The 14,357-nt window shown below is 66.9% G+C and carries 11 protein-coding genes and 1 tRNA gene; 2 read left to right on the top strand and 10 right to left on the bottom strand.

Going from position 1 to position 14,357, the window contains the following annotated elements; all coding sequences use genetic code 11:
- Positions 1–93 precede the first annotated feature (93 nt).
- Positions 94–178 (top strand) — tRNA-Leu (locus tag LJ656_RS16650).
- 244 nt (positions 179–422) lie between these two features.
- Here LJ656_RS16650 and LJ656_RS16645 read toward each other — a convergent pair.
- A complete protein-coding gene (locus tag LJ656_RS16645) occupies positions 423–1,808 on the bottom strand; it encodes an amino acid permease (protein WP_230510491.1) in 1,386 nt (461 codons plus the stop codon).
- A gap of 284 nt (positions 1,809–2,092) precedes the next feature.
- On the opposite strand from LJ656_RS16645, the gene LJ656_RS16640 reads away from it, so the two are divergent.
- Positions 2,093–3,025: an alpha/beta fold hydrolase gene (locus LJ656_RS16640; protein ID WP_230510490.1), complete on the top strand. Its 933-nt coding sequence runs from the start codon at positions 2,093–2,095 to the stop codon at positions 3,023–3,025.
- A 45-nt stretch (positions 3,026–3,070) separates the two neighbouring features.
- On the opposite strand, the gene LJ656_RS16635 is transcribed toward LJ656_RS16640, so the two are convergent.
- The 9 genes from LJ656_RS16635 to LJ656_RS16595 form a co-directional block, all read right to left on the bottom strand.
- Positions 3,071–3,910, bottom strand: coding sequence for a M55 family metallopeptidase (locus tag LJ656_RS16635; RefSeq protein WP_230510489.1), 840 nt, complete (start codon positions 3,908–3,910; stop codon positions 3,071–3,073).
- Positions 3,907–5,076 carry a DmpA family aminopeptidase gene (locus LJ656_RS16630; RefSeq protein WP_230510488.1) on the bottom strand — a complete coding sequence of 390 codons (1,170 nt, stop codon included), beginning with the start codon at positions 5,074–5,076 and terminating at the stop codon, positions 3,907–3,909. Before LJ656_RS16630 ends, LJ656_RS16635 begins: the two co-directional genes overlap by 4 nt.
- Entirely contained in the window at positions 5,073–5,978 is a 906-nt protein-coding gene (gsiD, locus tag LJ656_RS16625) for a glutathione ABC transporter permease GsiD (RefSeq protein ID WP_230510487.1), read from the bottom strand. Before gsiD ends, LJ656_RS16630 begins: the two co-directional genes overlap by 4 nt.
- Before the next feature lie 7 nt (positions 5,979–5,985).
- Positions 5,986–6,906 carry a glutathione ABC transporter permease GsiC gene (gene gsiC / locus LJ656_RS16620; RefSeq protein ID WP_230510486.1) on the bottom strand — a complete coding sequence of 307 codons (921 nt, stop codon included), beginning with the start codon at positions 6,904–6,906 and terminating at the stop codon, positions 5,986–5,988.
- A gap of 69 nt (positions 6,907–6,975) precedes the next feature.
- Positions 6,976–8,538: a glutathione ABC transporter substrate-binding protein GsiB gene (gene gsiB, locus LJ656_RS16615; protein WP_230510485.1), complete on the bottom strand. Its 1,563-nt coding sequence runs from the start codon at positions 8,536–8,538 to the stop codon at positions 6,976–6,978.
- A gap of 145 nt (positions 8,539–8,683) precedes the next feature.
- Complete coding sequence (locus LJ656_RS16610) at positions 8,684–10,606, bottom strand: dipeptide ABC transporter ATP-binding protein (protein ID WP_230510484.1); 1,923 nt, start codon at positions 10,604–10,606, stop codon at positions 8,684–8,686.
- Between the two features lie 178 nt (positions 10,607–10,784).
- Positions 10,785–11,774 carry an isoaspartyl peptidase/L-asparaginase family protein gene (locus tag LJ656_RS16605; protein ID WP_230510483.1) on the bottom strand — a complete coding sequence of 330 codons (990 nt, stop codon included), beginning with the start codon at positions 11,772–11,774 and terminating at the stop codon, positions 10,785–10,787.
- Positions 11,774–12,856, bottom strand: a complete 1,083-nt coding sequence (locus tag LJ656_RS16600; RefSeq protein ID WP_230510482.1) for a MurR/RpiR family transcriptional regulator — start codon at positions 12,854–12,856, stop codon at positions 11,774–11,776. Before LJ656_RS16600 ends, LJ656_RS16605 begins: the two co-directional genes overlap by 1 nt.
- Before the next feature lie 201 nt (positions 12,857–13,057).
- Positions 13,058–14,350 carry an MFS transporter gene (locus LJ656_RS16595; protein ID WP_230510481.1) on the bottom strand — a complete coding sequence of 431 codons (1,293 nt, stop codon included), beginning with the start codon at positions 14,348–14,350 and terminating at the stop codon, positions 13,058–13,060.
- Positions 14,351–14,357 lie beyond the last annotated feature (7 nt).

The raw sequence follows: 14,357 nt of genomic DNA, 5'->3' as shown, positions 1-14,357 counted from the left end.
AGGGGTCGCCGGGTCGCGCGGCATAAAGCAAGCGGCTTGCCCGTCGCCCGTTTTTCGGCCATAATCTGCGGCTTCTGCTTTTCACGCAGATCTGCCCAGGTGGTGAAATTGGTAGACGCAGGGGACTCAAAATCCCCCGCCGCAAGGCGTGCCGGTTCGATTCCGGCCCTGGGCACCAAAGAATTCGATGGACCGTTGTTGGTGAAGTGAAGGTCTACGCCAGCGCTGTCATACAGCGTTAGCGCTCCAGCCAAGCATCGCGTCGTCAACGCACATAACGAACCCCGCCTGCAGAATCTGCTCGCGGGGTTTGTCGTTTCTGGCGCGACTCGCGCGCCAATGGCAACAGTGGGCAAGAACGCAAGTCGATCAGCAGCGCGAGCCAGTCTCCCACTGTGCCCGCGCTGCGCTCCGGGCGCCGCTCAGCGCCCCGCCATCTCCGTCTGACGACGCACGCCTTCGCGACGCCGCTTGACCACATATCCCACCCACATCAGCACGAGCCACACCGGCACCAGCCACACCGATACCGACAGCCCCGGCGTCAGCGCCAGAATCACGAGGATCAGCGCCATGAACGCGAGGCAGATCCAGTTGCTGACCGGGAACCAGAACGAGCGGAACACCAGCGTCTCGCCGGCCGCGACCATCGCGCGACGCGACTTCAGATGGGTCAGGCTGATCAGTGCCCAGTTCAGCACCAGCGCGGCGACCACCAGCGACATCAGCAGACCGAGCGCCTCGGCCGGAATCACGTAGTTGATGATCACGCACGCGAACGTCGCGAGCGCCGACAGACCGATCGCCATGTACGGCACACCGCGCCGGTCGACCTTGAGCAGCGCGCGCGGCGCGTTGCCCTGCTCGGCGAGGCCGTACAGCATCCGGCTGTTCGCATACACGCCGCTGTTGTAGACCGACAGCGCCGCGGTCAGCACTACCACGTTCAGCACGTTGGCGGTCAGCGTCGAGCCGATCTGCGAGAAGATCATCACGAACGGGCTGCCGCCGGCCGCCACTTCATTCCACGGATACAGCGACAACAGCACCGCGAGCGAGCAGATGTAGAAAATCAGGATCCGCAGGATCACCTGATTGACCGCCTTCGGGATGCTCTTCTGCGGCTCGGCCGCTTCGGCCGCCGTGATGCCGATCAGCTCCAGGCCGCCGAACGAGAACATGATCACCGCGAGCATCATGAACAGGCCATGGAAGCCGTGCGGGAAAAAGCCGCCGTGGCTCCACAGATTCGCGACCGTCGCCTGCGGGCCGCCGTGACCGCTGACCAGCAGGTAGCCGCCGAACAGGATCATGCCGATCACCGCAACCACCTTGATGATCGCGAACCAGAATTCGGTTTCGCCGTAGGCCTTCACGTTCGCGAGATTGATCGCGTTGATCAGCGCGAAGCAGACCAGCGCCGACACCCAGGTCGGCACGCCGGGCCACCAGTAATGCACATAGGTGCCGACCGCGGTCAGCTCGGCCATGCTGACGAGCACGTACAGCACCCAGTAATTCCAGCCCGACAGGAAGCCGGGGAAGTCGCCCCAGTACTTGTACGCGAAGTGGCTGAACGAGCCGGCGACCGGCTCCTGCGCGACCATCTCGCCGAGCTGGCGCATGATCATGAACGCGATGATGCCGCCGATCGCATAGCCGAGAATCATCGATGGACCGGCTGCCTGCAATACGCTGGCGGAGCCGAGAAACAGACCCGTGCCGATCGCGCCGCCCAGCGCGATCAACTGGATATGGCGATTCTTGAGCCCGCGCTGCAGGCCCTGTTGCTGCTGTGCACTATTCATTGCGCTCTGCTATGTGGAGACCGCTCGTTGGCGAGCGCTTGATTGGAACAACGTATGGGAACGATCTGCTTGCGTCCCGCTCGCCGCCGGTTCGGCACCTATTTCCCGGACGGGCACGGCGCCGCCGCGGCGAACCGGCAATTTTAACCCGGCCAATTTTGACCCGATATTCGTAGCAACCCCGGTTAGTTCTGCGCCGCACCTAAGTGCGCGGATTGTGATTGTCACGGCAGGGGCGCTTCGGTATGTTCCCGAGTTCGACTCTCAGCCCGCGGAGTTTCATCATGCTGCTCAGACGTCCGCTTCACGCCGCCGTTTTGTGCCTGTGCTTCGCTGGCGCGACAACGTTCGCTCAAACCGCGCCTACGGCCGCGCCCGGTGCTGAACAGGGGCCTGCTGCAACGCCTCCGGCCGGTGATTCCGGCGCACAGGGCAGCACGGGGCCGGCCCCCGCTGCGACACAGGCGCCTCAGGGCGCCCCCACTCCCGCCAAACCCGCTGCCGTGCCGCTCGCCGGTCCGGTGCGCAATATCGTGCTGGTGCATGGCGCGTTCGTCGACGGTTCGAGCTGGAATGGCGTGGTCGCCAAGCTGCAGCGCAAGGGCTATCACGTGAGTTCGGTGCAGAACCCGCTGACGTCGCTTGCCGACGATGTCGCCGCGACCCGTCGCGTGCTCGCGCGCGAAAACGGTCCGGTGCTGCTGGTCGGCCATTCGTGGGGCGGCGTGGTGATCACCGAAGTGGCGGCGAATGCGCCGAACGTCGCGGGGCTCGTGTATGTGGCCGCGCTCGCGCCCCAGCTGCACGAGTCGGCGATGGACGTGATGAAGGCGGGCGGCCCGATGCCGGCCGGCCAGAGCATCAGCAAGGACGCGAACGGTTTTCTGTGGCTCGACCGCGCGCGCTATCGCGCGGACCTCGCCGCCGACGTGCCCGAGATGGTCACGCGCGTGCTCGCCGCCGCGCAGGTGCCGATCGCCGCGCAGGCGTTCGACGAACCGGTCGATCAGATCGGCTGGAAGGACCGGCCGTCGTGGTATGTGCTGACGACGCAGGACCGCGCGGTGTCGCCCGCGCTGCAGAAGTCGATCGCCGAGCGGATCGGCGCGAAGGTGGTGCCGGTCGCGTCGAGCCATCTCGCGCCGGTGTCGCATGCGGGCGCGGTCGCCGATGCGATCGATCACGCGGCGCGCGAGTTGAGCCGGTCGCAGCGTTAGTAGTTTGCGGCCGCGAGCACACGTAGTTAGCCGGGGCGAAAACGCTCAACGCAGCATGAACGACATCGCCGACAGACAGTTCAGCATCCGCACCGCATGCTCGGCCGATGCCGCGCTAAAGCGCAGCGTCACGCCATCGACGCGCGTGAGCGTCGGCCACTGACAGAACAGATCGGCGAGGCCACTGGTTTGCACGCGCAGCTCGCATTCGACCGGCTGCGGTCGCGGCCGCGCGTCAGATACCTCGGGCGCGCGGCCCGCTTCGAGATGCTGGCGAACCACATCGCGCGCGGCCGCTTGCAACGCTTCGCGCACCATCGCCGGCGCCTGTGTGATGCCGCTCGCGTGCCCTGTCGCGTTTTTGGTGACGACGAAACGCGCGTCCGGAAAACGCGGCGCGGTTTCCTCGGCGAACACATCGTCGCCCGATAACAGCGCGACCCGCGCGCCGTATTCTTCCGCCAGCGCGCCATACACACCTGCTTCGCCAAGCTCGACGCCGTTGAACGCGACACGCGCGAACGCGAAGCTGTTGATCGTATGCGCGAGGATCCCGCGCGTCTGCGCCTTCGCGTGATAGCCGATCATGAACACCAGCGCCACGCCGTATTCGACGCCGGCCATCATCCCCAGCGTACGCGGTTTGCCGAGCACGATTTGCGCGCGCGGATCGAGCAGATCCGGCAGCAGGTTGCGAAAGCCGCCGTGCGAATCGTTGACCCACACGTCGGTCGCGCCGCCCGCGAACGCGCCTTCGATCGCCGCGTTCGCTTCGAGCGTCATCCAGCGGCGCGCGGCTTCGTATTCGCCGTTGCCCGCGCGCGTCTGCTCGGGATGGAAGACGCCGGCCACGCCTTCGATATCGGTGGAAATCAGGACTTTCATCGCGTGGACAGCCCCAGCAGTTCGGCGAGGTCCGGCACGCTGTCGCGCAGCGACCGTCGCCGGTGTCCGTCGCGGCCGGTTACCGATTCGGCGCTCCACAACGCATCGACGATCGCCTGCTCGACGCTGTCGGCGCACGCGCGAAACAGCGGGTCCAGGCAGTGATCGGCGACGAGCGGCGGCAGCGTGACGAGGTCCGCGTCGTACGGCACCGTGTACGCGGTGGAGAACGCCAGCGCGATGTCGCCGCTACCGTGCCCGTACACCGAGCCGGTGCGCGCAAGGCCCGCCGCCGCGCGCAACGACACGCGTTTTAGCTGGCGCGCGTCGAGCGGCGCATCGGTCGCGACGATCATGATGATCGAGCCTTGTTCGGGCTTGCCGGTGGTTGGGTGAGCCATTGGGTCAGCGATCGGGTCAGCCGCCGCGCTAGGCGTGCCGGCGCCCGCAGCCGCCGCGCGGTCAGCCAGCAGGCGGCCAAGCGGCGTGCCGTCGATGGTCAGCATCGGCAGACGGCCGAAGTTCGCGAGCACGAGCGCGCCGACCATATAGTCGCGTCCCGCGACCCGCACCACGCGCGACGCAGTGCCGATCCCGCCCTTCAGATCGAAACTCGACATTCCTCGCCCGGCGCCGACCGCGCCGCTTGCGACCTCGGTGCCGGCGGCGGCGAACGCTTGATCGAAATGCTGCTCGCCGATCGCGAGCGCCTGAATGTCGTTGAGATAGCCGTCGTTGCATTCGAACACGAGCGGATTGACCGTCGACCACTCGCGGCCGATGCGCGAATTCGCGCGAATCGCCGCGCGGATCTGCGCCTGCGCGAGCGCGCCGACACCGAACGTGTTGGTCAGCGCGATCGGCGTTTCGAGCGTGCCGAGTTCGTCGAGCTGCACGAGGCCGATGCTTTTGCCGAAGCCGTTGATCACCGACGCCGCGGCCGGCACCTTGGCGACGAACGGATCGCCGCGATGCGGCCGGAGCACGGTCACGCCGGTTTGCAGCGCGCCGTCGGCGAGCGTGCAATGTCCGACGGTGACGCCGGCGACGTCGGCGATCGTGCCGAGCGGGCCGGCCGGCAACACGCCGATATGCGGCGCGCGCGGCGCCGCACGCGAAGCCGCGCCCCGGTGCGCGCCGGCGGCAAAATCGTTAGTGTGACTCATGGCCGGTCCAGCTTCGGATCGAGCGCGTCGCGCAGACCGTCGCCGAGCAGATTGAACGCGAGCACGGTCAGGAAAATCGCCAGGCTCGGAAACAGCGCGATATGCGGCGCGGTCACCATATCGGCGCGCGCCTCGTTCAGCATCGCGCCCCACTCCGGGGTCGGCGGCTGCGCGCCGAGGCCGAGAAACGACAGACTCGCCGCGGTGATGATCGAGGTGCCGATGCGCATCGTCAGATACACGACGACCGATGAAATGGTCCCCGGCAGAATGTGTCGCACGATGATCGTCCAGTCCGACGCGCCGATGCTGCGCGCCGCCTCGATATACGTGAGCTGCTTGAGCATCAGCGTATTGCCGCGCACCAGCCGCGCGAACGCGGGAATGCTGAAGATCGCGACCGCGAAGATCACGTTGATCATGCCGTTGCCGAGAATCGCGACCACCCCGATCGCGAGCAGGATGCCGGGAAACGCGAACAGCACGTCGGCCACACGCATCGTGATGCGGTCCCACCAGCCTTCGTAGTAACCGGCCAGCAGTCCGAAGAAAGTACCGATCACCGCGCCGATCGCGACCGACAGAAAGCCTGCCTCGAGCGAGATGCGCGAGCCGGCCAGGATGCGACTGAAAATATCGCGGCCCAGCGAATCGACGCCGAACCAGTGCGCGGCCGACGGCCCCGCGTTCAGCGCGTCGTAGTCGAAGAAGTTCTCCGGGTCGTACGGCACGATGTGCGGCGCGACGATCGCGACGACGACCAGCAGCAGCACGAACAGGCCGGCGGCCATCGCGACGTGCTGCTTGCGGAATTTGCGCCAGAACTCGCTCCACGGCGTGCGGATCGCGCGTTCGGCGGGGGCGGCGTTGGCCGCATTCGGCCCGGTGGCGGTGGTGCTCATGCGCGCCTCACTTGAAACGGATAGTCGGATTGATCACCGCGTACAGCACGTCGACGATCAGGTTGATGATGATGAATTCGAGCGAAAACAACAGCACTTCCGCCTGAATGACCGGATAGTCGCGCATCGATACCGCGTCGATGAGCAGACGCCCAAGCCCCGGCCAGTTGAACACGACCTCGACGACGATCGAGCCGCCCAGCAGGAAGCCGAACTGCAGACCCATCATCGTGACGACCGGAATCAGCGCGTTGCGCAGGCAGTGTCTGGCGATCACGCGCCACTCCGGCACGCCCTTCGCACGCGCGGTGCGCACGAAGTCCTCGTGCATCACCTCGACGAACGACGCCCGCGTGAAGCGCGCCATCACCGCCGCGACCGCCGCGCCGAGCGTCAGCGACGGCAGCACGTAGCCGCGCCACGTGCCGTCGCCGACGATCGGCAGCCAGCCCAGTTGCACCGAGAATACTTCCATCAACAGCATGCCGAGCGCGAACGCCGGAAACGAAATGCCGGACACCGCGAGCGTCATCCCGAGCCGGTCGGGCCAGCGGTTACGCCACACCGCCGAGACGATGCCGAGCGCCATGCCGATCGCGACCGCCCACACCATGCTCGCGAGCGTGAGCCACAGCGTCGGCATGAAGCGTTCGGCGATTTCCTGGCTGACCGGCCGCTTGCTGCGCGTCGACACGCCGAAGTCGCCGTGCGCGATGCGCCAGAAGAAATTGACGAACTGCTGCGGCAGCGGCCTGTCGAGCCCGAGGTCGGCACGCACCAGCGCGACCGTCGCGTCGTCCGCTTCGGGACCGGCGGCGAGCCGCGCCGGGTCGCCCGGCAGCAGATGCACGAACAGGAATACCAGCACGGCGACGATGAAAAGCGTCGGCAGCAGGCCAAAAAGACGTTTGACGAGGAAGTTCAGCATGAAACCAATCCGGCAGAAATGCAGGCAACGGAGAATCGGGCGCGGCCCGCGGGCCGCGCGTTCGACTGATTACTTGACCGCGATCTCGTCGAAGTTGAACGAGCCGTCCGGCGCGACGTATGCGCCCGACAGGCGCTTGCTGCGCGCGTACACGACCTTCTCCTTGATCAGGAACACCCACGGCGCGTCGGCCCACACGCGCTTTTGCGCATCCGCATACAGCGACGCCTTCTGCGTGCGATCGGTGGTTTCGAGCGCCTGCTTCAGATCGCTGTCGACCGCGTCGTTCCTGTAGTACGCGGTGTTGAGCATCTTCGGCGGAAACGCGTGACCCGCGAGCAGCGGGGTCAGCGCCCAGTCCGCTTCGCCCGTCGACGCCGACCAGCCGGTGTAGAACAGCCGCACCGGCGCGGTGGCCGGGTCCTGCGCGCTTTCCACCTTGGCGACCCGCTGCCCCGCTTCGAGCGCTTCGACCTTCGCCTTCACGCCGACCTGAGCGAGCTGCTGCTGCAGGAACTGGATCACTTTCTGCGACGTCGAGTTGTTATACGCGGCCCACAGCGTGGTGTCGAAACCGTTCGGATAGCCGGCTTCCTTCAGCAGTTCGCGCGCCTTCGCCGGATCGTACGGCCAGGGGCCGGTCTTCGTCGCGTAATCGACGCCCTTCGGCACCACGCCCTCCATCGACTCCGCGTTGCCCGAGAAAGCGACCTTCGCGAGCGCCTCCTTGTTGATCGCGTAGTTCAGCGCCTGACGCACCTTGAGGTTGTCGAAGGGCTTCTGGTTCATGTTCATGCTGAGGTAGCGCGCGATGATCGACGGCGTCGCAATCACGTCGACCTTCGGGCTCGCCTGCAACTGCGCGACCTGCTCGTACGGCACCTGGAACGCGAAGTCCGCTTCGCCGGTGCGCATCAGCGCGGCGCGCGTGTTGTTATCGACCACCGGTTTCCAGTCGATCGCATCGATCTTGGGGTAGCCCTTCTTCCAGTAGCCGGCGAATTTCTTCACGGTCAGATCGCCCGCCGGGTCCCATTTCACGAATTCGAACGGGCCGGTGCCGACCGGATGGAACGCGATGTCCTTGCCGTACTGCTTGAGCGCGGCCGGCGAGATCATCACCGCCGACGGATGCGCGAGCACGTTCACGAACGCCGAGAACGGCGCCTTCAGCGTGACGCGCACCGTGTACGGATCGACCACCTCGGTCTTCTCGATGCGGTTGAACATGCTGTAGCGCTTGAGCTTGTTCGCCGGGTCGGTCACGCGATCGAAGTTCGCTTTCACCGCGGCCGCGTTGAAGTCGGTGCCGTCCTGGAACTTCACGCCATGGCGCAGCTTGAACGTGTAGACCTTCGCATCGGGGCTCACGTCGTAGCTGTCGGCGAGCACATTGACGAGCTTCATGTCCTTGTCGAAACCGAATAGCCCCTGGTAGAACGACTTCGCGACTGCCTGCGACAGCGTGTCGTTCGCGTCGTACGGATCGAGCGTCGTGAAGGTCGACGCGACGGCCATCACGGCCGTGGTTTCGGCCTGCGCCGGATTGCCCGCGAGCATCGCGAACACCACCGCGCCGCCGCTGACGAGCGCGCGCAAACGAAATGGAGAAGACGGAAACAGCAGGTTCATCAGATTGCTCCAGGCTGCGAGATTGACGTTGAAGGTGTGACTGGGTCGTTATGGTTGGTGTTGCGCGGTACTACGGAGTACTACAGGGTGCTGCGGCTCGCGCGGCGCATATGCGGCCGCAACGAAGGTTTGGTTATCCGGTGGCTCAGTACGCGCCGCCGACGCGATGCTGCGCGACGAAATGATCGGGGCCCACTGCGATCAGCGGCGCGACCAGCGGCTCGTCGTGCAGTGCGCGGATCGGGCTCGGGATGTCGTCGGCGGCGAGCATCCGCTTCGCGTGACGGCGCGCGGGGTCGGCGACCGGCACCGCGCTCATCAGCTTCTTCGTGTACGGATGCTGCGGTGCCTCGAACACCGCGCGGCGCGGTCCGATCTCGACGATCTGGCCGAGGTACATCACCGCGACCCGATGGCTGATGCGCTCGACCACCGCCATGTCGTGCGAAATGAACAGATACGCGACGCCCAGTTCGCGCTGCAGATCGAGCATCAGGTTGACGATCTGCGCCTGCACGGACACGTCGAGCGCGGACACCGATTCGTCGGCGATCACGACCTTTGGATTCAAAGCGAGCGCGCGCGCGATGGCGATCCGCTGGCGCTGGCCGCCGGAGAATTCGTGCGGATAGCGGCGCGCGGCTTCGGCCGGCAAACCGACTTTTTCGAGCAGCCACGCAACGCGCGCCTGCGCTTCGGCGCCCTGCGCGACGCCGTGCACGAGCAGCGGCTCCATGATCGAGAAGCCCACCGTCAGACGCGGATTGAGCGACGCGAACGGGTCCTGGAAAATGAACTGGATATCGCGCCGCAACGCCTGCAACGCGGGGCCGGTCAGCGAGCCGATTTCCTTGCCGGCGAACTCGATCGAACCGCTCTGGCTTTCGACCAGACGCAGCAGCGAGCGGCCGGTGGTCGATTTACCGCAGCCGGATTCGCCGACCAGCGCGAGCGTTTCGCCGGGCCGCAGATCGAAGCTGACTTTTTCGACCGCATGCACGCGCCCGGTCACGCGGCCGAACAGGCCGGTGCGGACCGGAAAGCGCGTGACCAGATCGCGCACCCGCAGAATCGGCGGGGTATCGTCGCGCACCGGCGGCTGCGCTTGTTCGGCGACGCTCGCGGCCGGCTGCACTGCCGCATCGGCGCCGTTGGCACCGGCTTGCTCGACGCTCAGGATCGGGAAGCGCGCGGGCCGGTCGGTGCCCTGCATCGAGCCGAGCCGCGGCACCGCCGCGAGCAACGCCTTCGTGTACGGATGCGACGGCGCGGCGAACAGCGTGTCGGACGGCCCTTCCTCGACCTTGTCGCCGCGATACATCACCAGTACGCGGTCAGCCACTTCGGCGACCACGCCCATGTCGTGCGTGATGAAGATCACGCCCATGTTCATCTCGTCCTGCAAGCCGCGGATCAGTTGCAGGATCTGCGCCTGGATCGTCACGTCGAGCGCGGTGGTCGGCTCGTCGGCGATCAGCAACGCGGGCTTGCACGAGAGCGCCATCGCGATCATCACGCGCTGGCGCATCCCGCCCGACAATTGATGCGGAAAACGCCCGGCCACCCGGCGAGCCTCAGGAATCCGAACCAGTTCGAGCAGACGCAAGGTTTCGGCCCACGCGGCCTCGCGGCTCTTGCCCTGGTGCAGCGCGATCGCCTCGCTGATCTGGTCGCCGACCGTAAACACCGGATTGAGCGAGGTCATCGGCTCCTGGAAGATCATCGCGATGTCGGCGCCGCGAACCGAGCGCATCGCGCCGGACGATGCTTGCGCGAGATCGAGCACGCTGCCGTCGCGACGCCGGAACGCGATGCTGCCGCCGGCGAGCCGGCCGCCGCCATGCTCGATCAGGCGCATCAGCGCAAGCGACGTGACCGATTTGCCGGAGCCCGATTCGCCGACGATCGCGAGCGTTTCGCCGCGCTCGACCGTAAACGACAGATTGCGCACCGCGTTGAAGATCGAGCCGCCGCGGCGGAACGCGACCGTCAGATCGTCGACCGCGAGCACGCGCTGCGGCGGCAAGGTTTCGATAAGCGGGCGGGCGGTGTGCGATGAAGTCGGCACGGTGATTCCTTTGAAGTCGAACGCGGCTAACGGGTTTGAAGCGCGGTTCAGGCGCGGGAGTCGAGCGGGTGGCGCGGTTGGTCCGGTCGGGGCGGGCGACGCTTCGGCATGCTGCCGCAGCAGTGCGCCGCAGCGGGATGCCGATGCGGTACGCCAACGCGGCGCCGCGCGCCAGCGGCTAGCGGTAGATCGCCGTCACCGGCGCGGCGCCCGGTCGCGCAAAACCGCGGTACATGCCTTCGGTGTTGAACGGCAGCGTGACGTTGCCGCGCGCGTCGACGGCGATCAGGCCGCCGCGTCCGTCGATCTTCGGCAAGCGGTTCATCACCACGTCGTGCGCGGCTTCGTCGAGCGATACCGCGCGGTACGCCATCTGCGCGGCCACGTCGTACGCGGCGACCATCCGCATGAACATTTCGCCGGAGCCGGTGGTCGACACCGCGCAGGTCGCATCGTCCGCGTAGCAGCCCGCGCCGATCAGCGGCGTATCGCCGACCCGGCCGACCTGCTTGTTAGTGACGCCGCCGGTCGAGGTCGCCGCCGCGAGGTGGCCGTGCACGTCGAGCGCGACCGCGCCGACGGTGCCGAACTTGCGATTCGGATCGATCGGCTCGTGCGGCGTGGGTTCCTGCCGGTTCGACGCATTTGCCGCGAGCGTCGCGCCGTCGTGATCGAGCATCGGCCGCTGCTGCTCGCACGCGAGTTGCCATTGGCGATAGCGCGCGTCGGTATCGAAGTAGCTGTTGTCGACGAACTCGAGACCTTGCGCGGCCGCGAACGCTTCCGCGCCGTCGCCGGTGAACAGCACGTGTTCGCTGCGTTCGAGCACGCGCCGTGCGGCGAGCACCGGATTGCGCACGCGCTTCACGCAGCAGATCGCGCCGGCTTCGAGCGTGCGGCCATCCATGATCGCGGCGTCGAGTTCGTGGGTGCCGGCCGACGTGTAGACCGCGCCGTGACCCGCGTTGAACAGCGGACAGTCTTCGAGCAGGCGCACCGCTTCGCTGACCGCGTCGAGCGCGCTGCCGCCGTCGGCGAGCACGCGCTGGCCGGCGCTCAGCACCGCGGTGAGCGCCGCGTGATAGTCGGCTTCGGCGCTGGCCGACAGCGCCGAGCGCAGGATCGTCCCTGCTCCGCCATGAATGGCAATGACTGCGTTGGAATTCATTATTTCGAGTGTGGAGTGCGAGTTGTGCGAGTTGTGCGGGTGCCGCGGGGAGCGCCGGCGCGCGTGGGGGCGCCGGTTTTTGCGTTGGCTTTCGTGCTGGCTTTTGTGCTGGCTTTTGCGTTGGCTTTCGCGTTGGCTTTCGTGCCGCGCTTTGCGATGTGTGTTGCGTCGGCTTTCGTGCCGGCCGCGCCGGTCTGCGGATCGAACAGCCACGGCAGCACGAACTCGCTGACCTCGGCGGCCGCTTTCACCGAGCGTTGCGCCCGATACGCGACCGCGTCGCACAGCGCCTCGATCACCGCGAGCACCGCGGAATCGGCATTCGACGCGAGGCGCCGATCGGTGCGGATATACAGCGCGAGGTCGGCGAACTGCGCGAGCGGCGAAGCGGGCGAGTCGGTCAACGCGAGCACACGCGCGCCGCGCTCGGACGCGCGCCGCGCGAGTTCGATCGTGTCCTCGACGTAGCGCGGAAACGCGATGCCGATCACCAGATCGCCTTCGTTCGAGCGCACCAGTTGCCGCGCCGCATGCGACGGGCCGCCGATCAGCGCGAGCGAGCGGACGTTGTCGTGATACGGCAGCAGTCCGTGCTCCATCAGGCTCGCGAGAAACGCGCTCGCGCCGAAGCCGAGCACGAACACGCGCCGCGCGGAGATGATCGCTTCGACCGCGGCATCGGCCGCCGCGCGATCGATCGACGTGCGGGTTGCGTGCAGATTGTTGGCAGCCTGCTCCAGCGACGCGTCGATCAGATCGTCGCCGGCCGCGAGCGATTCCTGTGCGCTGCGCAGCCGCTCGACCGGCGCGAGGGTCGCCTCGAAACCGCGCACCAGCGCGTCGCGAAACTGCGGATAGCCGTCGAAGCCGAGCGCGCGCGCAAAACGGTTCGCGCTCGCAACGGACGCGCCGACCACGCTCGCCAGTTCGTCGATCCGCATCGTCGCCGCGCGGAACAGGTTGGCCAGCACGTATTCGCCCATGCGCCGGTGAATCGGCGTCAGCGTCGGCATCGCGGCGCCGATGCGGGCGGCAATCGCCTGCTCGGCGGAGTTCGGAACAGCGGACGAATGGTGGACCATACGGGCGGCGTCGGGCTGACTGGGTTATCTGAAATGAATGAAAGTATATTTACACAAATCTCGCCATGACAAAAATGTATTTTCATACGCCAGGGTTTTTACTGACCCACCCCTTTAAACAAGGGGCTCTGACGTTGAGCGACGCTCCGCAGGGACGAAAATTCATTTTCATCGAGCCAGTTCACGCCTTTTCACGCCCCGTCAACACACCCCCACCCCCTCCTGCTCGCATTGCTCCGGAATCCCAACCAACCGCGCCGCCGGCGACATGAAAATGATCAGCGCCTGCACCACAAACGCGAGCGCCGCCGCGACCAGACACACGTCGACGTTCCAGCGCGCACTGAGCGCCGCGCCGAGCAACGCGCCCACCGGCCGCGCGCCGTAAGTGGCAGTGCTGATCAGCGCGGACACCCGCCCGATCATCCGCTCCGGCGTAATCGCCTGACGCAGCGTGGTCGAACCGACGACCCACAGAATCGGCCCCGCGCCGAGCAGAAAGAAGCTCGACAGCGCAAGCCAGAACGACGGCGCGACCAGCGTCGCGACCATCACGAGCGACGCCAGCAACCCGCACGACGGCCCGATCACCAGCAAGCGGCCGAACGTCAGCGCCCGCGCGATCGCCGGCGCGGCCAGCGCGCCGCACACCATGCCGACGCCGTACGCGCCGAGCGTCACACCGACCGCCGACGCGGAAAGCCCCAACCGATGCACAGCGTACGGCACGTACACCGCCTGCAGAACGAAGAAGCCGAGGTTGAAGAACACTGCGGTCGCGAGCATCGGCAGCAACAACGGATCGCGCAGCACGAAGCGGGTGCCGTCGCGCAATTCCAGCAGGAAGTGACGGCGCGGCGCGGCCGTGCGCGGCGGTTCGCGCAGTCCGGCGAGCAGCGCGACCGCCAGCGCCGACAACGCAGCCGCGCCCCCATATGCCCAGCCCGCGCCGCTCCAGCCGACCAGCAGGCCGCCGAGCGCCGGCCCCGCCGAATACGCGACGCTGCGCGCAAGTTCGAGCCGGCCGTTCGCGCGCGCATACGCTTCACGCGGCACCAGCGACGGCACCAACGCAGGCGCGGCGACGTTGTACGCCACCGTGCCGGTCGCCGCGACGAAGCCGAGCGCCGCGAGCAGCGGCAGATTCAAGCCATGCGTGAGCACCAGCAACAGCACGCCGAGCATCGCGCAAACGCGCACGCTTTCGGCGAGCGTCATCAGCACGCGGCGCGAGCGGCGATCGGCCCACACGCCGAGCGGCATCGACAGCAACAGAAACGGCAGCGTTTGCGCGGTTTGCAGCAGGCCGGTGTCGCGCGCATTCGCGCCGAGCGCGAACACCGCGACGAGCGGCGCGGCGGCCAGACTGATCTGCTCGGCCGATTGCGCGCACAGGTTCGACCACGCGAGACGGCGAAACGCGCCGGATAAACGCGGCGCAACGGCTGAAGCAGAACCAGCGGATGAAGAAGCGGATGAAGCGGCGGCACGCATCGATGGA

The sequence above is a fragment of the Paraburkholderia sejongensis genome (genome assembly GCF_020880815.1).
In the GTDB taxonomy this organism is placed as follows: domain Bacteria; phylum Pseudomonadota; class Gammaproteobacteria; order Burkholderiales; family Burkholderiaceae; genus Paraburkholderia; species Paraburkholderia sejongensis.
The sequence above is the reverse complement of the archived record's forward strand: the minus strand, read 5'-3'. Positions and strand labels throughout refer to the sequence as shown.